This is a genomic window from Pseudomonas alkylphenolica (assembly GCF_000746525.1).
GTDB classification, from domain to species: Bacteria; Pseudomonadota; Gammaproteobacteria; order Pseudomonadales; family Pseudomonadaceae; genus Aquipseudomonas; species Aquipseudomonas alkylphenolica.
The window spans coordinates 4,701,049-4,718,263 of the sequence record NZ_CP009048.1; the positions used below are offsets into that span (position 1 = coordinate 4,701,049).

Sequence of the window (17,215 nt, forward strand, 5' to 3'; positions counted from 1 at the left end):
ACATGCGCCTGATTATCGTCAGTGGCCGATCCGGCTCCGGCAAGAGTACCGCCCTCGCAGTCCTGGAGGACAACGGCTACTACTGCATCGATAACCTGCCTGCCGGGCTGCTACCGCAGCTGGCGGAAAATGCCCTGATCAACACCGAGCTGATGCAGCCTAAAGTGGCGGTATCCATCGATGCGCGCAACCTGCCCAGCCATCTGACACGTTTCCCCGAGCTGCTCGAAGATGCCCGGAGCAAACATATCCAGTGTGATGTGCTGTACCTGGACGCCGACGAAGAGACCCTGCTCAAGCGCTTCTCGGAAACCCGCAGGCGTCACCCGCTGACCAACGCCAATCGTTCGCTGGCCGAAGCGATCAAGGTCGAGACCGACCTGCTGGGGCCGATCGCCGACCTCGCCGACCTGAAGATCGACACCACCAAACTGAACCTCTACCAGTTGCGGGACTCGATCAAGCTGCGCCTGCTTAACCAGCCGGAACCCGGTACCGCGTTCCTGGTCGAATCCTTCGGTTTCAAGCGGGGCATGCCGGTGGACGCCGACCTGGTGTTCGACGTGCGCTGCCTGCCCAACCCTTACTGGAAGCCGGAGCTACGTGAACACTCCGGCCTGGAACAGCCGGTTATCGATTACCTGGCAGCCCAGCCGGACGTCGAAGAAATGTTCCAGGACATCTCCAGCTACCTGCTCAAATGGTTGCCGCGCTTTGCCGCCAGCAACCGCGCTTACGTCACCATTGCCATTGGCTGTACCGGTGGACACCACCGTTCGGTTTACCTTACCGAACGCCTGGGCCAGTTGCTGCAGCAATCCCTGAAGAATGTCCAGGTTCGCCACCGCGACCTCTAGCCCACAGGACCACCGCCGCGATGCCCGCTCGTGAAATCACCATCATCAACAAGCTGGGGCTACACGCCCGGGCTGCGGCAAAGTTTGTCGGCGTGGCCGGACGCTTCCCTTGCACCGTGCGCGTAGGTCGCGCGCCTGACAAACTGATCGACGGTAAAAGCATCATGGCCGTGATGATGCTGGCAGCGGGCAAAGGCACTCAGGTACACCTGCATACTGAAGGCGAGCAACAGGACGAAGCCCTGGAAGCGTTGATCGAGCTGATCAACAACTACTTTGACGAGGGCGAGTAACCGCCCTCTGTTTCCTGCTCAAGACAACGCCGTATCCATCACCATCATCAGGCAGAAGCCGACGCACAAACCCAGGCTGGCCAAGCGATGATGGCCGTTGCTGCGTGATTCAGGAATGATCTCCTGGGTCACCACCAGCAACATCGCCCCAGCCGCGCAAGCCAGGCCCAACGGCAACAACAACTCCGCCACCGTCACCAGCCAGGCGCAAATCACTGCCGCCACCGGCTCGACCAGACCAGACGCCGCACCGATGGCAAAGGCCTTGAATCGCGCCATCCCGGCCCCGGCCAGCACCAGCGCAATGACCAGACCTTCGGGCACATCCTGCAAGGCGATGCCCATGGCCAGACTGTCTGCATCAGCCATTCCACCACCGGCCGACACACCGATGGCCATGCCTTCCGGGATGTTGTGGGCGATGATGGCGATGACAAACACCCAGATCCGTGCGGCAATCACCGGCTGCTGGGCAGTGCCGACCAAAGCCTCCGGCGAAGCGCCAGACACCTTGAGATCGACCAGGTAGAGACAGAAAGCGCCGAACAGCAAGCCGAAACTGACCAGTCCTCCCGCGCCCCATTTGCCCAGGCCAATGGCCTGGGCAGCATCGAGCCCGGGAATAATCAGGGAAAACGCCGTTGCCGCCAGCATCACCCCTGCCCCGAAACCCAGCAACGTATCAGCCAACGCTACCGGCATGCTGCGGATTACCAGCACCGGCACTGCACCCAGCGCGGTCCCCAATGCACACAGGGCACCCCCTTCGAGCGCACGCATCATGCGCGGCTCAAGGTCCAGCCAGGCCAACCCCTGCGCTACCAGCAAAGCGCAGCCGACCAGCAGCAACAAGGTACCCAGCGCCAGGCGAAACAAACGCACGCTGCTGATGGACATCACATCCGTACGCATACCGGGACGACTCACACCAGGGCGGCTACATAACGGCGTTCTACTTCGGACCAGTCGATCACGTTGTAGAAGGCATTGATGTATTCAGGACGGCGGTTCTGGTACAGCAGGTAGTAGGCATGTTCCCAGACATCCAGCCCCAGAATCGGCGTGTTGCCGTGCATCAGCGGGCTGTCCTGGTTACCACTGCTCTCCACCACCAGCTTTTTCTCCGGCGTCACGCTGAGCCAGGCCCAACCGCTGCCGAAACGGGTCAACGCCGCCTTGGTGAAGGCATCCTTGAAGGCGTCGAAGCCACCCAATTGCTGATCGATAGCCTTGCCAACCGTGCCCTGGGGCTGACCACCGCCCAGGGGCGACATGACCGTCCAGAACAACGAGTGGTTGGCATGCCCGCCACCCTGGTTGATCACTGCCGCCTGTAGGTTCGATGGCAACTGCTTGACCGCGGCCACCAGTTGTTCGACCGGCCATTCGGCCCATTCGCTGCCCTCGACGGCAGCATTGAGGTTATTGATGTAGGTCTGATGGTGCTTGCTGTGGTGAATCTGCATGGTCTGGGTATCGATGTGCGGTTCCAGCGCATCGTAGGCGTAAGGCAATGCAGGCAAGGTATAAGGCATTCTCAATGGATTCCGTATTGATGAGCAGAAGACCCGGCCCTTTCCTGACCGGCAAGTACCGCCGGTTGCGGGCCATGGCTGTGGAGCAGGCGTTCGGTTCGTGGGTACTGGCCGTACTCACTGATGAAATTGAGCAACTCGGTGTAGGTCTTGCCGCTGTGACGCAGCGCCGCTTCGCGCAGCGCTGGCGTCAGACGTTGATCCTGCATGGCCTGCAACAGCCGCTGATGGATGGCACAAAGGTACTCCGCGCTCTCCTGAGGCTGATTCAAACGCAGGTGCAGGTCGGCCAGGTTGTGGTGAGCAATCACGCACACGGCCACCGCTTCATCGGCGTCATGCCAGCGCTCGAACAACACCTGGGCCAGGGCCAGGGCCTGCAGATACAGCTCGCGGGCATCGACCAGCTCGCCCTGGTCGAACAGGCGATTGGCAATTTCGGTGGTGCGTTTCCAGTGCTGCATGACAAACCTCCAGGGCGTTATCAGATACCGCCAGCAGTAAGCTTTTCCGGGTCGAGCAGCACTTCCAGCTGGCTGCGCGGCAAGTCGGTGTGCTCCAGGGCTACATCAATGATCGGCCGCCCTTGTTTGTAGGCGGTTTTGGCAATCTCGGCGGCCTTCTGGTAGCCAATGATCGGGTTCAGCGCCGTTACCAGGATCGGGTTACGCGCCAGCGCTTCCTTGAGCTTGGCTTCGTTGACCTTGAAACTGGCGATCGCCTTGTCGGCCAGCAAGCGGCTGACATTGGCCATCAGCTCGATGCTGCTCAGCAGGTTCTGAGCGATGATCGGCAACATCACGTTGAGTTCGAAATTGCCCGACTGACCGGCCACGGCGATAGTCGCGTCGTTACCGATGACCTGCGCGGCGACCATGGCGGTGGCTTCCGGAATTACCGGGTTGACCTTGCCCGGCATGATCGAAGAACCCGGCTGCAAGCCTTCCAGTTCGATCTCACCCAGACCAGCTAGCGGACCGGAGTTCATCCAGCGCAGGTCGTTGGCGATCTTCATCAAGGCAACGGCAGCGGTCTTGAGCTGACCCGACAAGGCAACGGCAGTGTCCTGGGAACCGATCAGGGCGAACAGATTCTGCCCCGGGGTGAATGGCACCTTGGTGAGTTCAGACAGCTGCTGGCTGAATCGCCCGGCGAATTCGGGATGGGCATTGATTCCGGTCCCTACGGCTGTACCGCCCTGGGCCAGCGACTGCAAAGCCGGCAAGGTCGACTCAATGTGCGCGATGGCAGCCGAGATCTGCGCCGCCCAACCGCCGAGCACCTGGCTCATGCGCACCGGCATGGCGTCCATCAGGTGGGTGCGGCCAGTCTTGATGAAGGGATGTACCTCGAGCGCCTTGCGCTCGATCACCTGCACCAGGTGCTTGAGCGCCGGCAGCAGTTGCTCATGCAAGGCCAGGGCAGCACTGACATGAATAGTGGTCGGAATGATGTCGTTACTGCTTTGCCCGCAGTTGACGTGATCGTTCGGGTTGACCGTATCGCCGAGAATGCGGCTTGCCAGGGTGGCAATCACTTCGTTGGCGTTCATGTTCGAGCTGGTGCCGGAACCGGTCTGGAAGATATCCACCGGGAAGTGCTGAATGAAATCGCCAGCCAGCAGCTGCTCGACCGCCTTGACGATGGCCGTGCCCTGCCCTTCCTGCAATTGCTTGAGTTCGATGTTGGCCTTGGCCGCTGCAGCCTTGGCCAGCAGCAGCGCACGAATGAACTGGGTAGGCATGCGCTGCTGGCTGATCGGGAAGTTGTTCACCGCGCGCTGGGTCTGAGCGCCATACAGGGCCTCGGCCGGCACCTGCAGCTCACCCATGCTGTCACGCTCGATACGGGTATTACTCATCATCAAGTCCTTGCATCAGTTCAGCGAAAGAAATCGAAGGCAGTAGCGTGCAGTTCGCCAGTTGCAGGGCGAGAGGCTGCCAACGCTGGCCGTGCTCGCCACCGTCGAGCTTGCGCAGCTGCAACAGCGGCTTCCAGGCCTGATCCAGGCACAGGCAGCGCCAATGCCAGGGCAGCATGCGGTCGCAAGCGGTATCCAGGAGCAGGCGAAATGAGGTCAGGGCGACGGTCCAGGCCGAAGTTTCAGTGCAGCACACCAGATACCGGCCTTCGGCCAGGTAGTGGTCGATCAAGCGTGGTTCGTCCGGCTCCATCGCACAACGGATACGGCGGCTGAGCCAGCGCCAGTTTTCGAGGTAGGGCAATTCGTGAAGGACGGGTTTCATGAACATCATCGCCTAGATAATGATATTCATTATTAAGTGATAATTAGAATCAATTCAAGAGGACGAAAGTAGAAAAACACAAAAGCCCGGCACATGGCCGGGCTTCAGGGGGAACACTCTCTCGGTAGGAGCGGGCTTGCCCCGCGATACAGTGTGACTGACTAGGCGATATCGCGGGGCAAGCCCGCTCCTACAGCAATCAGCTACCCGCCACAGTCATCCGCTCAATCAGTACCGAGCCGGTGTGAATGTTGCTACGGGTCTCAAGATCATTACCGATCGCGACAATCTGCTGGAACATGTCCTTCATATTGCCGGCGATGGTCACTTCCTGAACAGCGAACTGAATCTCGCCATTCTCGACCCAATACCCGGCGGCGCCACGGGAGTAGTCGCCGGTCACCATGTTCAAGCCATGCCCCATCAACTCGGTGACCAACAATCCACGCCCCATGCGCCGGATCAGCGCGGCCTGATCCTCAACCCCGTGGGTGACGTACAGGTTATGCACGCCACCGGCATTGGCGGTGCTCGGCAGGCCAAGTTTGCGTCCGGAATAAGTACCCAGTACGTAGGAGACCAACTCGCCTTTTTCGACGAACGGTTTTGCGTAGGTGGCCAGACCATCGCCATCGAAGGCCGCACTGCCCAGCGCGCGCATCAGGTGTGGACGCTCATCCAGGGTCAACCAGCTCGGGAACAGGCGCTGCCCCATGGTGCCCTCAAGGAACGATGACTTGCGGTACAGGTTGCCGCCGGAGATCGCCGACAGGAAACTGCCGAACAGCCCCCCGGCCAGCTCTGCCGAGAACAGCACCGGCACCTCGCAGGTCGGCACCGGTCGCGCGCCCAGGCGACTGGCGGCCCGCTGCGCGGCGCGCTGGCCGATGCTGCGAGGATCGGCCAGCAACTCGCCCTGGCGATTGACGTCATACCAGTAGTCACGCTGCATCTGCCCGTCGGCTTCGGCGATCATCACGCAGCTCAGGCTGTGACGGGTCGACGCGTAGCCACCGATAAAGCCGTTGCTGTTGCCATACACGCGGCAGCCCTGATGGGTATTGAGCGTGGTGCCGTCAGCGTTCTTGATCCGCGCATCGGCATCAAAGGCTGCCGCTTCGCAAGCCAGCGCCTTTTCGATCGCCTGTTCCGGGGTAATGTCCCAGGCGTGATACAGATCGAAGTCAGGCAGATCACGGGCCATCAACGCCGGATCGGCAAGCCCTGCGCAATCATCTTCGGAAGTGTGCTTGGCAATCGCCAGTGCCGCGGCGACGGTCTCGCGAATGGCCTCGCTGCCGCTGGCCGAGGTGCTGGCCGAACCTTTGCGCTGGCCAACGTACAGGGTGATACCAAAACCCTGGTCGCGGTTGAACTCCACGGTTTCCACTTCACGCTGGCGTACCGAGGTCGACAGGCCCTGCTCCAGCGATACCGCTACTTCACAGGCGCTGGCCCCTTGGCGTTTGGCTTCGGCGATGATCTGCTCAACCTGCTCCTGCAACGCCGGCAGGGCCTGTGGACCTACGCTCTGGACTGCATTCATGGTTTTCTCCACTCAAATTCTGCGTTCGGCACGGGTCAATCTACGACCGGGCCGGACAAGCGGCCCCCGACTGGTTATCATGGCGGCGATTCTCAGCGGACTGCCCCCATGGTTGATTCTTACGACACCGCCTTCGACGGCGAAAAAAGCAAAACCCAGATCAAGCGCGAAATGCAGGCGCTGGTCGATATGGGCGAGCGCCTCACATTGCTCAAGCCCGACATCCTGGCCAAACTTCCTTTGACCGACGAACTTCGTGCGGCCCTGGAAGAGCACAAGAAGCACACGGCCAACGAAGCGAAAAGACGTCACAAGTCATTCATCGGCAAGCTGATGCGTGACCAGGACATCGACGCAATCACTGCCCTTCTTGACCAGCTCGACGCCTCCTCGCGCCAGTACAACGAGCGCTTCCACGGCCTCGAACGCTGGCGCGACCGGCTGATCGACGGCACCGACGAAGTCCTGGAAAAATTCGTCCAGGAATACCCGGAAGCCGACCGCCAGCAGCTGCGTTCGCTGATCCGCCAGGCCCAGCACGAGCTGAAAACCAACAAGCCGCCTAGCGCCAGCCGCAAGATCTTCAAGTACATTCGCACCCTCGACGAGGTTCAACGCGGCCTGCGTTGAGCCCCGCGACCGGGCAGGCGCCCTGCCCGCCCGGTTTCAACTTCATGCGCCCGTGCCACCCACGGTGATCGCATCGATCTTCAAGGTCGGCTGGCCGACGCCAACCGGCACCGACTGACCATCCTTGCCACAGGTGCCCACACCACTGTCCAGGGACAGGTCGTTACCGACCATCGATACCCGGCTCATGGCTTCCGGACCGTTACCGATCAGCGTCGCGCCTTTGACCGGTGCAGTGATTTTGCCGTCTTCGATCAGATAGGCTTCGCTGGTGGAGAAGACAAACTTGCCGCTGGTGATATCCACCTGGCCGCCGCCCAGATTGGCGCAGTAGAGGCCGCGCTTGACCGACTTGATGATTTCTTCCGGATCGCTTTCCCCGGCACGCATATAGGTGTTGGTCATGCGTGGCATTGGCAGGTGCGCGTAAGACTCGCGGCGCCCGTTACCGGTGACCGCCATGCCCATCAACCGGGCGTTGAGCTTGTCCTGCATGTAGCCCTTGAGAATGCCGTTCTCGATCAGCGTGGTGCACTCGGTGGGCGTGCCTTCGTCATCCACGCTCAACGAACCGCGGCGACCTTCCAGGGTGCCATCATCGACGATGGTGCACAGGCTCGAGGCAACCTTTTCGCCCATGTGGCCGCTGTAGGCCGAGCTGCCCTTGCGGTTGAAGTCACCCTCCAGGCCATGGCCGACTGCCTCATGCAGCAATACGCCGGACCAACCCGAACCGAGGACCACCGGCAAGGTGCCGGCCGGGGCCGGAATCGCTTCCAGGTTGACCAAAGCCTGACGCAGGGCCTCACGGGCAAAGCCCATGACCCGCTCGTCGGTGAAATAGCGGTAGTCGGTACGCCCGCCACCGCCATGGCCACCGCGCTCACGCCGACCGTTCTGCTCGACGATCACGCTGACGTTGAAACGCACCAGCGGACGCACATCCGCGGCCAGGCTGCCATCGGCTGCGGCGATCAGAATGCGCTCCCAGACCCCGGCCATGCTCACGGTGACTTGCTGGATGCGCGGATCCAGGGCACGCGTGGCCACATCGACACGCTTGAGCAGCTCGACCTTTTCGGCGCGGCTGAGCACGTCCAACGGGTTGTCGGTGCCATACAGCTGAACGACATCCTGGCTTTTGAACGCCTGGACACTACCGTTCTGCCCGGCGCGGGAAATCGAGCGGGCCGCACGCGCAGCTGAAGTCAGGGCTTCGAGGTTGATGGCGTTGCTGTAGGCGAAACCGGTTTTTTCGCCAGACTGTGCTCGTACGCCCACGCCCTGGTCGAGGTTGAAACTGCCTTCTTTGACGATCCCGTCTTCAAGCGCCCAGGATTCGGAAATCTGCCCTTGGAAATACAGGTCGGCGGCATCGATGCCCGGCCCGGCCAACTCACCCAGCACAGACTGCAGGCTGTCGAGGGTCAGCCCGCCCGGCGCCAGCAGATGCTCGCTGACAGTGGATAACATCTCGCTCATAGTCACTCCGAGGTGTGCGCAGGCCGCAAAGCGTCCTGCGAGAAAAAGCGCCGGTGCAAGGTCACCGGCATCCGCGCCCGGATGGACGCCTGTTCGCTGCTGTCGCGTTCGCCCAGCAGCACGGCCTCGCCGCTGGCCTGTTCGGCGATAATCCGCCCCCAGGGATCGACGATCGCCGCATGACCGTAAGTTTCCCGTGGCCCCGGGTGGGTACCGCCCTGCGCGGCGGCCAGGACATAACACTGGGTTTCAATCGCCCGCGCGCGGATCAGCACTTGCCAATGCGCCGCGCCGGTTACGGCGGTGAACGCTGCCGGAGCACTGATCAGTTCGGCCCCGGCAGCGCGCAAGGCGCTGTACAGTTCAGGGAAGCGCAAGTCATAGCATACGCTCAAGCCCAGACGTCCGACCGGGGTATCGGCCACCACCACCTGGCTGCCATGGGCATAGTCATCAGACTCCCGATAGCGGCCGCGGTTGTCGGCAACATCGACATCGAACAGGTGCAGCTTGTCGTAGCGCGCAACGGTTTCGCCATGTTCATCGATCAACAACGAACAGGCATGAGACTTGGCGTCAGGCTACCCGGCCGGCGGCAAAGGCAAGGTGCCAGCCACCACCCATAACTTGAGGTCGCGGGCGACCTGTTTCAACCACGGCAGTATCGGCCCTTCGCCCAGCGCCTCGGCGCGACCGATGGCGGCGCTGTCGCGGCGGCCCATGGCGGCGAAGTTTTCCGGCAGCACCGCCAGGCGCGCACCGCCGGCAGCCGCCTGCTCAAGCAAACGCCGAGCCTGCTCCAGGTTGGCCGGGATATCGCTCTGGCTGACCATCTGGATCACTGCTGACTTCATTGGCGCTCCCGAGGCTATTTGTCGAACGGTTTGATAAAGCTGATTTTAGGCTCTTTCCACGGACCTTCGACGCGATAGTGCACGCTGGCATAGCGCGCCACGCGGTCACCCAGCAGGCGATCAACCAGGAACAACGCGCCACCGACCGCCGGTGCTCCGACAATCAAGGCTGCCAGCGGCAGGTTGTTGGTCACCGGCAAGGTCACCTGCAGTTTCGCGTCAACCCGGTCACGCACCATGTCTAGCGTGCCGTCGAGTTCGAAATTGCTTGAGGGCCCGGTCACGGTGATCGGTTCGCGGGTTACATAAACGCCTTCGCTGGCCACCAGCAGACCTTTGACCCGGTCGTAACTCAGGCCCTTGTCGAACAGGTCGGAGAAGTCCAGGCGCAAACGCCGGCCAATCGAGTTGAAGTTGAGCAGGCCAAACACCCGCAGGGCCTGGGCGCCGCCCTCGACTTCAACAAACTGGCCTTTACGCAGGGCGGCATCGAGGCTGCCGGAGAGACGGCCAAGGCTGACCCAGGCCGGCGATCCCGGCCAGCGCGCATCGACATCCATGCGAAAGTCGCGGCTGGTGACGGTCGGGGCAAAATTCCACGCTTTGAGCACGTCGGCCAGGTTCTTGCCCTCGATGCGCCCCTTGTACCAACTGCCGCTGGCGCCCGGAGCGCCTTCCCAACCGCCATTGCCGTCGATCTGCAGGCCTTTGAGGCTGAGGTCCAGGTCATTCAGGGCGATACCCTTGGCGGTCGAGCGCACCTTGACCGCCGCGCTGCCGAGCAGGTCATCGCCGCGGTACAACTTGTCGATACTCAGATCGATGGATGGAATCTTGCGCGGATCGATCTTGGCCATCGGATCAGGCGCGTTGGGTACGGTCACCTCAGCCGGATCTTGTGGCGGCAGGTGAAGGGTCTGCAGGTTCACCACCAGCGGCGCGCCCTTGGCGTCCGGCAGACGCGCGTTGCCGATGACTTCCTTGCTGTCCAGGCGCAATGCCCAGTTGTTCGGATTGCGCTGCAGACGCACCACTGCCTGGTTCAGGTCAAGGCCGGCACCCTTGAGCCGGGCGATGCTCAAGTCGACACCGCGCAATAGCTGGCGGGCACTGCCGCCCGGGTCATTGCCGGCCAGGCTGTCCATTTGCTGCTGCCACGGTGCGAGGTCAAGCTCAGCCAGTTTGCCGCGCACCTGCACACCCTGAGCGCTGGGCAATTGCGCGCTACCACCGCCAAGCACCAGTTCGCCACGACCCTGGTCGAGTTTGTCCATGGGCGCGGCATAGAGCATGTTGGCGACATCGGCGTAGCTGGCGCTGAACCGCCGTTCAGGCCCTTGCAGGGTCATGCCGAACTGGCTGTTGCGGGTTTCTTCGGCTGCCTTGCCGAAGGGTGCAGGCAGGTTGATGGCCAGACCTTTGAGACTGGAGTCGACCTTGAGCTGATTGTCTCGGCTACCCAGATTGAGCTGTAGCTGATACGGCAGCTCGCCGGATAACGGCAAGGCCTGCTTGACCTGCAACCATTGGGTCAGGGCGCCGAGCGCCACCTGACCCTTGGCCTGGACCCGCGTTTGCAGCTCACCGGGTTTGCCCTCGGCAAAGATCTGCGCGGTGATCGGCTTGTCGAATACCCGTGCGCTGATGTTCTGGCCGCTGAGGCCCTTGCCGTAGTCGAAGCGGAACGCGCCCTTGAGCTGGTTCAGCTCGATCACCGGGGCGGCAATTTTCAGACGCGCATCGCTGGTGTCGAAATCCACCACCACCTGCGGTTGCTGGCCCTTGGCCAAGGGGATATCCAGCTTGAGCTTGCCCTTGAGGCTACCCTCACCTTCCCAGCCCGCGAACATCGCCGCCGTACCAATCGGCGCTTCCTGGAGGATTTTCAGGCCATCGCCCAAGCCGCCATCGAATGCCCCATCCAGGTACATATGCGTGTGTTCACCACTGGCAACGTGGGGAATGTTGACCTGCACATCGCTGACCTTGGTATCGAGCAACTGTCCATGCCTGGCGTTGACGCGCACACCATCATCGTCGATGTACACATCACCATCGACCTGCTGCACCTGCGGCCAGCCAGGCTGGAAGTCGAGCGCGGCATCATGGACCTTGAAAAACAGGCTGATGCTGCGCGCCTGTTCGGATGCACCGTGATTGAGCGAGCCCTGGTACTGGAAATAGCCTTCGTCGACCGCGCCCTTGAGAATGGCGGTACGCAGCCATTCATCCAGCGCCGGGCTGAGGACTTCAGGCAGGTACTTGGCGGTGTAGCGACCATCGCCATCGACCAGGCCGACACGCAAGTCCATGTAGTCTTCACGTGTTTCATCGAACAGCAGACGGATGAGGAAGTCACCGGCAATCTTGCCCTCTTCGCCCAGCACCTTCAGATAGGGGGCAATGAGGGTGAAACCTTCCTGGTCGAGGCGCCAGGTCAGGCGCGCATTGGCCTTCTGGTAATTCCAGGGTTTGGCGAAGATCGGGTAGAGATGGAGCATGAAAGCATCAGTGTCCAGGCGCAATTCGCCATGGCCGAGGTCACCACTGATGCTACCGCTGACGTTCCCCGCCGCCGGAGCACCGTGATAGGCACTGAAGCCCACCCGTTCCAGATTGGCAGCAAAGCTCAGACGCTGGTCTCCGGTTGCTTTCGGGCGGATATCCAACAGGACATTGCGCAGGCTGCCCTTGACCTTCAGCCCCTCGACCACCGCCATGACCTTGTCCGGCAACGGTGCCAGCGACTGGATCAGCGGCGTGAGCGGGGTCAGGTCGAGGCGATCGGCCTGGATTTTCCAGGTTTCTTCACCCTTCTCACTGGCAGCGTTCTGATTCAGTTGCAGGTGCGATTCCCAACGGGTCTTGCCCAGGCTCATGGCCAGCGAATCGAGTTGCACATCAAAACCTTGTTCGCGGCGCTGGAACCAAGCGTTAAGCGCTAGGTTTTCCACCTTGGCCTCTTCACGACCGGCATAGGCGCCACGTAACTGCGGTGCATTCAGGCGAACCACACTGCTCTGTAGCTGGCCCTTGCTCCAGTTCAGCCAGAACTCGCCCCCGGCTTTAAGTTCCTTGGCCTGCCATTGCCCCAGCAACCGCGGCGGCAACCAGCGCGCCCAGTCACTCTGGGGCAAGCTGAGGTAGGCATCGAGCTGGCCATCACGCCAGTGCGCCGGACGCACGCGGCTGCGCACACTCATGGCCACGGGCTGACCGTCAGGCAAGGTCAGGCGCAGATCCAGACGCTGACGGATGCTGCCGGTCTGCAAGCCGAGGCTGACATAAGTGAGAGTCATCGGATCGCGCTGGAACGGCTCGAGGGTGACCTGACTGTCGAGCACGGTGATCTTCGCCACCGCCTGCATTTGCTCCAGCAACTGCTGCGGATCCAGCGGCTTGTCGTCGGTTTTCGGCAGACCGTCGAGGGTCCAGGCGCCCTGTTCATCTTCATGCAGGCTCAGGTGCAGGCCACCCACTTCCAGGTTGGCCAGGCGCAACTGACGCTCGCTGAGGCTGGCCCACAGATCCGGTACCACCTTGACCCCGTCCAGGCGTAACGCGGTGACACCCTCGCCCACCTGGATATCGTTGAGCACCAGCACCGGTGCCAGGCCGCTCCAGTGCCCTTGCAGGCTGCCAATGTGCACAGGCATGCCCAAAGCCTGCTCGGCTTTGTCTTCGACTTCGGCGCGGTATTCGGCCACCAACGGCACCAGTTGCCGGCCCAGGCTGACATACAGCGCGACCAGCACAGCCAGCAAGGCACAGATTCCCAGGCCCCAGCGGGTCATCGCGCCCAGAACGCGGATCAGACGCTCCATGGCAATGGCCCTCCAACTCGAGCCTTAACTATGGCCGCAACCGGGCGCTTTGCCAGCCCTTGCAGCAGCCCGGTACGTTCAGACCTCAGAGCAACACCACATCGTACTGTTCCTGGGAGTACATCGACTCGACCTGAAAACGAATGGTTCGGCCGATGAACGCCTCAAGCTCGGCGACGTTGCCCGATTCTTCATCCAGCAGCCTGTCGACCACCTTTTGATTGGCCAGCACTCTATAGCCTTCGGCCTGGTAGGCACGGGCTTCGCGCAGAATTTCGCGGAAAATCTCGTAACAAACTGTCTCCGGGGTTTTCAGCTTGCCGCGCCCCTGGCAGCACAGGCAGGGCTCGCACAGCACCTGCTCAAGGCTTTCGCGGGTGCGCTTGCGCGTCATCTGCACCAGACCGAGCTCGGTAATACCAATGATGTTGGTTTTGGCGTGGTCGCGTTCGAGCTGCTTTTCCAGGGTGCGCAACACCTGACGCTGGTGCTCCTCGTCTTCCATATCGATGAAGTCGATGATGATGATGCCGCCGATATTGCGCAGGCGTAGTTGCCGGGCAATGGCGGTGGCCGCTTCCAGGTTGGTCTTGAAGATCGTCTCTTCCAGGTTGCGGTGACCAACGAATGCGCCGGTGTTGACGTCGATGGTCGTCATCGCCTCAGCCGGATCGACCACCAGGTAGCCGCCGGATTTGAGCGGCACCTTGCGGTCCAGCGCCCGCTGGATCTCGTCTTCGACGCCATACAGATCAAAGATCGGCCGTTCGCCCGGGTAGTGTTCGAGGCGGTCGGCGATTTCCGGCATCAGTTCGCCGACGAACTGCGTGGTTTTCTGGAAAGTTTCCCGCGAGTCGATGCGGATCTTCTCGATTTTCGGGTTGACCAGATCGCGCAGGGTACGCAAGGCCAGGCCCAGGTCCTCATAGATTTCCGTTGGCGCGCCGACCGTCTTGATCTGCGCACCGATCTGATCCCAAAGCCTGCGCAGGTAGCGGATGTCCATGAGGATCTCATCGGCCCCGGCACCTTCGGCGGCGGTACGCAGGATGAAGCCGCCGGCATCCTGGATGTTTTCCTGGGCGACACAGTCGGTCACCACCTGTTTCAGGCGCTCTCGTTCGGCTTCGTCTTCGATCTTCAGGGAAATGCCGACATGACTGGTGCGCGGCATGTACACCAGGTAACGCGAAGGAATCGACAGCTGGGTCGTCAGCCGCGCGCCTTTGGAACCGATCGGATCTTTGGTGACCTGAACCACCAGACTCTGCCCCTCATGTACCAGGGCGCTGATGCTTTCCACCGACGAGCCTTCGCGCAGGGAGATTTCCGAGGCGTGGATAAAGGCGGCGCGATCCAGGCCGATGTCGACGAAGGCTGCCTGCATCCCCGGCAACACGCGAACCACTTTACCCTTGTAGATGTTGCCGACGATGCCACGCCGCTGGGTGCGCTCAACATGCACTTCCTGAAGAACACCGTTCTCCACCACCGCCACGCGTGATTCCATCGGTGTGATATTGATCAGAATCTCTTCACTCATGGCAGGCTCTCGTCAAAGGACTTCAGTAATGATGGATCGCTCGTGGGCGACTGGCTAGCAGCAGTCTTGTCCTGTCCTCGCTCAACGGGCCGACAACGGTTGCCAACAGGGAATGGCGAATCGTCCGAGCAGCTCGGCGGTCTCGCGGAGCGGCAAGCCCACCACTGCCGAATAGCTGCCTTCGATACGTTGCACGAACACCGCACCCAGGCCCTGGATGGCATAGGCGCCGGCTTTGTCCATCGGCTCGCCGCTGGCCCAGTAAGCTTGAGCTTCTTCGCTGGAAATCGGGCGAAAACGGACCTGACTGGCGACACAGACACTCAGGCAACGCTGCTGATCGGCGACCGCAACGGCCGTCAGCACCTGATGCTCGCGGCCCGACAGCGCCGCAAGCATGGCCAGGGCATCATCGCGATCGACGGGTTTGCCCAGGATCTGCCCATCGAGTACCACCGCGGTGTCGGCGCCAAGCACCGCCAGGGCCGCATTCGTCTCACGCGGCAGCAGCGCAGCCAGCCCGGCGCTGGCCTTGGCCCGCGCCAGGCGCTCGACGTAAACCGGCGCGGCCTCATTCGGCAGCGGGCTTTCGTCGACCGAAGCACTGAGCGTGGTGAAGGGAACGCCGATCTGGGTCAGCAATTCCCGGCGGCGGGGTGAACCAGAGGCCAGGTACAGCGGGGTCATCGTGACTTCTCCCTGTCAACGTCGGGAAGCGGGCTCAGTTGATGCTCAGACGCAAGCGCAGCCCACGCAGGGCGAAGCTGATCCACGGCCAGAGCAAGGCGCTGATGACCGCCGACCAGATCAGCGCCAGGGTCGGCAAGCGGTTGCCGGTCAGTGCACTCAGCCATAGCTGCACCAGCTGGGCCAGACCGAAGACCACCAGGATCACCAGGCTTTGCTGCCACATCGGGAACATCCGCAGGCGCTGTTGCAAGGTCAGCACCAGGAAGGTGATCAGGGTCAGCACCAGGGCGTTCTGCCCCAATAGCGTGCCGTACAACACATCCTCGGCCAGGCCCAGGACAAACGCCGTGGTCATGCCGACCTTGTGCGGCAGGGCCAAGGTCCAGAAAGCCAGGAGCAAGGCCAGCCACATGGGCCGGAAGACTTCCATGAACTGCGGCAACGGTGAAACGCTGAGCAGCAGGCCAAGCGCGAACGTCAGCCAGACCACCCAGCCGTTTCGACTGCGAGTACTCACCATTAGTGTCTCTCCCGCGAAGGGGTCGTAGCAGCGCCGCTGGCAGCAGCCGGAGCTGGCGCCGGGGCTGCGGGTGCGGCCGCTGGCGAGGCGACTGGAGCCGGGTTGGCAGGCGTCGCCGGAGCCGTTCCGGGCGCTGGAGCTGGCGTGACAGTCGTCGCGCCAGGCTGTGCGGCCTCAGCACTGCCAGGCAAGCCCTGACGATCAGCAGCCTCCTGGGCCATGGCGGCATCGGTGGCACGCTGTTCGGGGGTACGGCTGTCGGTAAACACCAGCAGCAGGTAGCGACTGCGATTGAGAGCCGCAGTCGGAACCGCGCGAACAATGGCGAACGGCTGACCGGAGTCGTGAATCACTTCTTTTACCGTGGCCACCGGATAGCCGGCCGGGAAGCGCTGGCCCAGGCCAGAGCTGACCAGCAGGTCGCCTTCCTTGATGTCCGCAGTATCGGCGACATGGCGCAATTCCAGGCGCTCCGGGTTGCCGGTACCGCTGGCAATCGCCCGCAGGCCGTTGCGGTTTACCTGCACCGGAATGCTGTGAGTAGTGTCGGTCAGCAACAGCACCCGCGCGGTATAAGGCATCAGCTCGACCACCTGGCCCATCAGGCCGCGGGCATCGAGCACCGGCTGGCCAAGCACCACGCCATCGCGCTCGCCCTTGTTGATCAGGATGCGGTGGGTGAACGGGTTGGGATCGACGCCGATCAGCTCGGCGACCTCGACCTTCTCATTGACCAACGCCGACGAATTGAGCAGCTCGCGCAGGCGCACGTTCTGTTCGGTCAGGGCCGCCAGTTTCTGTACGCGCCCCTGCATCAGCAAGGCTTCGGTCTTGAGTTTTTCGTTCTCGGCGATCAGTTCGGTACGACTGCCGAACTGGCTGGCGACACCCTGCCACAGGCTCTGCGGCAAGTCGGTGATGTGATAGGACTCCATCAGCACCAGCCCCATCTGGCTGCGTACCGGTTTGAGCAGGGTAAAGCGCGCATCGACCACCATCAGGGTGATCGACAGCACAACCAGCACGAGCAGGCGCACGCCCAGCGAAGGGCCCTTGGCGAAAAGCGGTTTAATAAGCCGCTCCTCGTGGACGACGATTCAAGAGGTCATTCATACGGCAACGCACCGGCCTGCTTGTGGATTGACGGAAAATGACGCCCACACGGACGTCAGCCCAGCGCATACAGGTAGCACTG

At 61.9% G+C, this 17,215-nt stretch carries 15 protein-coding genes and 1 pseudogene; 3 read left to right on the plus strand and 13 right to left on the minus strand.

Going from position 1 to position 17,215, the window contains the following annotated elements:
- Positions 1-2 precede the first annotated feature (2 nt).
- Together rapZ and PSAKL28_RS21545 are read left to right on the plus strand one after the other, a co-directional pair.
- Positions 3-857, plus strand: coding sequence for an RNase adapter RapZ (rapZ, locus tag PSAKL28_RS21540; protein ID WP_038614390.1), 855 nt, complete (start codon positions 3-5; stop codon positions 855-857).
- A gap of 20 nt (positions 858-877) precedes the next feature.
- Complete coding sequence (locus tag PSAKL28_RS21545) at positions 878-1,150, plus strand: HPr family phosphocarrier protein (protein ID WP_038614394.1); 273 nt, start codon at positions 878-880, stop codon at positions 1,148-1,150.
- A gap of 18 nt (positions 1,151-1,168) precedes the next feature.
- On the opposite strand, the gene PSAKL28_RS21550 is transcribed toward PSAKL28_RS21545, so the two are convergent.
- The 6 genes from PSAKL28_RS21550 to pmbA all read right to left on the minus strand — a co-directional run bounded on the left by PSAKL28_RS21550 (position 1,169) and on the right by pmbA (position 6,477).
- On the minus strand, positions 1,169-2,062 hold the full coding sequence (locus PSAKL28_RS21550) for a ZIP family metal transporter (RefSeq protein WP_038614397.1): 894 nt from the start codon (positions 2,060-2,062) through the stop codon (positions 1,169-1,171).
- Positions 2,063-2,073: 11 nt separating this feature from the next.
- Positions 2,074-2,685 carry a superoxide dismutase gene (locus PSAKL28_RS21555; protein ID WP_038614399.1) on the minus strand — a complete coding sequence of 204 codons (612 nt, stop codon included), beginning with the start codon at positions 2,683-2,685 and terminating at the stop codon, positions 2,074-2,076.
- A gap of 2 nt (positions 2,686-2,687) precedes the next feature.
- Positions 2,688-3,149: a DUF2753 family protein gene (locus tag PSAKL28_RS21560; protein ID WP_038614401.1), complete on the minus strand. Its 462-nt coding sequence runs from the start codon at positions 3,147-3,149 to the stop codon at positions 2,688-2,690.
- A 20-nt stretch (positions 3,150-3,169) separates the two neighbouring features.
- Complete coding sequence (gene fumC / locus PSAKL28_RS21565; RefSeq protein ID WP_038614403.1) at positions 3,170-4,546, minus strand: class II fumarate hydratase FumC; 1,377 nt, start codon at positions 4,544-4,546, stop codon at positions 3,170-3,172.
- Positions 4,539-4,940 (minus strand): hypothetical protein, encoded by a 402-nt coding sequence (locus PSAKL28_RS21570; RefSeq protein WP_038614407.1) that lies wholly within the window; start codon positions 4,938-4,940, stop codon positions 4,539-4,541. The genes fumC and PSAKL28_RS21570 overlap by 8 nt, the downstream gene beginning before the upstream one ends.
- 190 nt (positions 4,941-5,130) lie before the next feature.
- Positions 5,131-6,477, minus strand: coding sequence for a metalloprotease PmbA (pmbA, locus tag PSAKL28_RS21575; RefSeq protein ID WP_038614409.1), 1,347 nt, complete (start codon positions 6,475-6,477; stop codon positions 5,131-5,133).
- Positions 6,478-6,585: 108 nt separating this feature from the next.
- Between pmbA and yjgA the strand changes: the two genes are divergently transcribed.
- The gene (yjgA, locus tag PSAKL28_RS21580; RefSeq protein ID WP_038614412.1) at positions 6,586-7,107 is read left to right on the plus strand and encodes a ribosome biogenesis factor YjgA; all 522 of its coding nucleotides are present in this window, start codon (positions 6,586-6,588) and stop codon (positions 7,105-7,107) included.
- A 42-nt stretch (positions 7,108-7,149) separates the two neighbouring features.
- Here yjgA and tldD read toward each other — a convergent pair whose 3' ends face one another.
- The 7 genes and pseudogenes from tldD to mreC form a co-directional block, all read right to left on the minus strand.
- A complete protein-coding gene (tldD, locus tag PSAKL28_RS21585; RefSeq protein WP_038614414.1) occupies positions 7,150-8,589 on the minus strand; it encodes a metalloprotease TldD in 1,440 nt (479 codons plus the stop codon).
- Positions 8,590-8,591: 2 nt separating this feature from the next.
- A pseudogene (locus tag PSAKL28_RS21590) lies at positions 8,592-9,443 on the minus strand (carbon-nitrogen hydrolase family protein).
- 14 nt (positions 9,444-9,457) lie between these two features.
- On the minus strand, positions 9,458-13,267 hold the full coding sequence (locus PSAKL28_RS21595) for a YhdP family protein (RefSeq protein WP_038614416.1): 3,810 nt from the start codon (positions 13,265-13,267) through the stop codon (positions 9,458-9,460).
- Between the two features lie 85 nt (positions 13,268-13,352).
- Entirely contained in the window at positions 13,353-14,810 is a 1,458-nt protein-coding gene (rng, locus tag PSAKL28_RS21600) for a ribonuclease G (RefSeq protein WP_038614418.1), read from the minus strand.
- Positions 14,811-14,891: 81 nt separating this feature from the next.
- Entirely contained in the window at positions 14,892-15,497 is a 606-nt protein-coding gene (locus PSAKL28_RS21605; protein WP_038614420.1) for a Maf family protein, read from the minus strand.
- Between the two features lie 34 nt (positions 15,498-15,531).
- On the minus strand, positions 15,532-16,020 hold the full coding sequence (gene mreD, locus PSAKL28_RS21610) for a rod shape-determining protein MreD (RefSeq protein ID WP_038614423.1): 489 nt from the start codon (positions 16,018-16,020) through the stop codon (positions 15,532-15,534).
- Positions 16,020-17,045, minus strand: coding sequence for a rod shape-determining protein MreC (gene mreC, locus PSAKL28_RS21615; RefSeq protein WP_371262008.1), 1,026 nt, complete (start codon positions 17,043-17,045; stop codon positions 16,020-16,022). Before mreC ends, mreD begins: the two co-directional genes overlap by 1 nt.
- Between the last annotated feature and the right edge of the window lie 170 nt (positions 17,046-17,215).

What these genes read in the sequence shown, in the direction of transcription:
- PSAKL28_RS21545 (WP_038614394.1), top strand. Translation starts at nt 878, where the DNA reads ATGCCCGCTCGTGAAATCACCATCATCAACAAGCTGGGGCTACACGCC.
- pmbA (WP_038614409.1), bottom strand. Translation starts at nt 6,477, where the DNA reads ATGAATGCAGTCCAGAGCGTAGGTCCACAGGCCCTGCCGGCGTTGCAG.
- PSAKL28_RS21550 (WP_038614397.1), bottom strand. Translation starts at nt 2,062, where the DNA reads ATGCGTACGGATGTGATGTCCATCAGCAGCGTGCGTTTGTTTCGCCTG.
- PSAKL28_RS21555 (WP_038614399.1), bottom strand. Translation starts at nt 2,685, where the DNA reads ATGCCTTATACCTTGCCTGCATTGCCTTACGCCTACGATGCGCTGGAA.
- yjgA (WP_038614412.1), top strand. Translation starts at nt 6,586, where the DNA reads ATGGTTGATTCTTACGACACCGCCTTCGACGGCGAAAAAAGCAAAACC.
- PSAKL28_RS21595 (WP_038614416.1), bottom strand. Translation starts at nt 13,267, where the DNA reads ATGGAGCGTCTGATCCGCGTTCTGGGCGCGATGACCCGCTGGGGCCTG.
- fumC (WP_038614403.1), bottom strand. Translation starts at nt 4,546, where the DNA reads ATGAGTAATACCCGTATCGAGCGTGACAGCATGGGTGAGCTGCAGGTG.
- rng (WP_038614418.1), bottom strand. Translation starts at nt 14,810, where the DNA reads ATGAGTGAAGAGATTCTGATCAATATCACACCGATGGAATCACGCGTG.
- mreD (WP_038614423.1), bottom strand. Translation starts at nt 16,020, where the DNA reads ATGGTGAGTACTCGCAGTCGAAACGGCTGGGTGGTCTGGCTGACGTTC.
- PSAKL28_RS21560 (WP_038614401.1), bottom strand. Translation starts at nt 3,149, where the DNA reads ATGCAGCACTGGAAACGCACCACCGAAATTGCCAATCGCCTGTTCGAC.
- PSAKL28_RS21605 (WP_038614420.1), bottom strand. Translation starts at nt 15,497, where the DNA reads ATGACCCCGCTGTACCTGGCCTCTGGTTCACCCCGCCGCCGGGAATTG.
- PSAKL28_RS21570 (WP_038614407.1), bottom strand. Translation starts at nt 4,940, where the DNA reads ATGATGTTCATGAAACCCGTCCTTCACGAATTGCCCTACCTCGAAAAC.
- tldD (WP_038614414.1), bottom strand. Translation starts at nt 8,589, where the DNA reads ATGAGCGAGATGTTATCCACTGTCAGCGAGCATCTGCTGGCGCCGGGC.
- rapZ (WP_038614390.1), top strand. Translation starts at nt 3, where the DNA reads ATGCGCCTGATTATCGTCAGTGGCCGATCCGGCTCCGGCAAGAGTACC.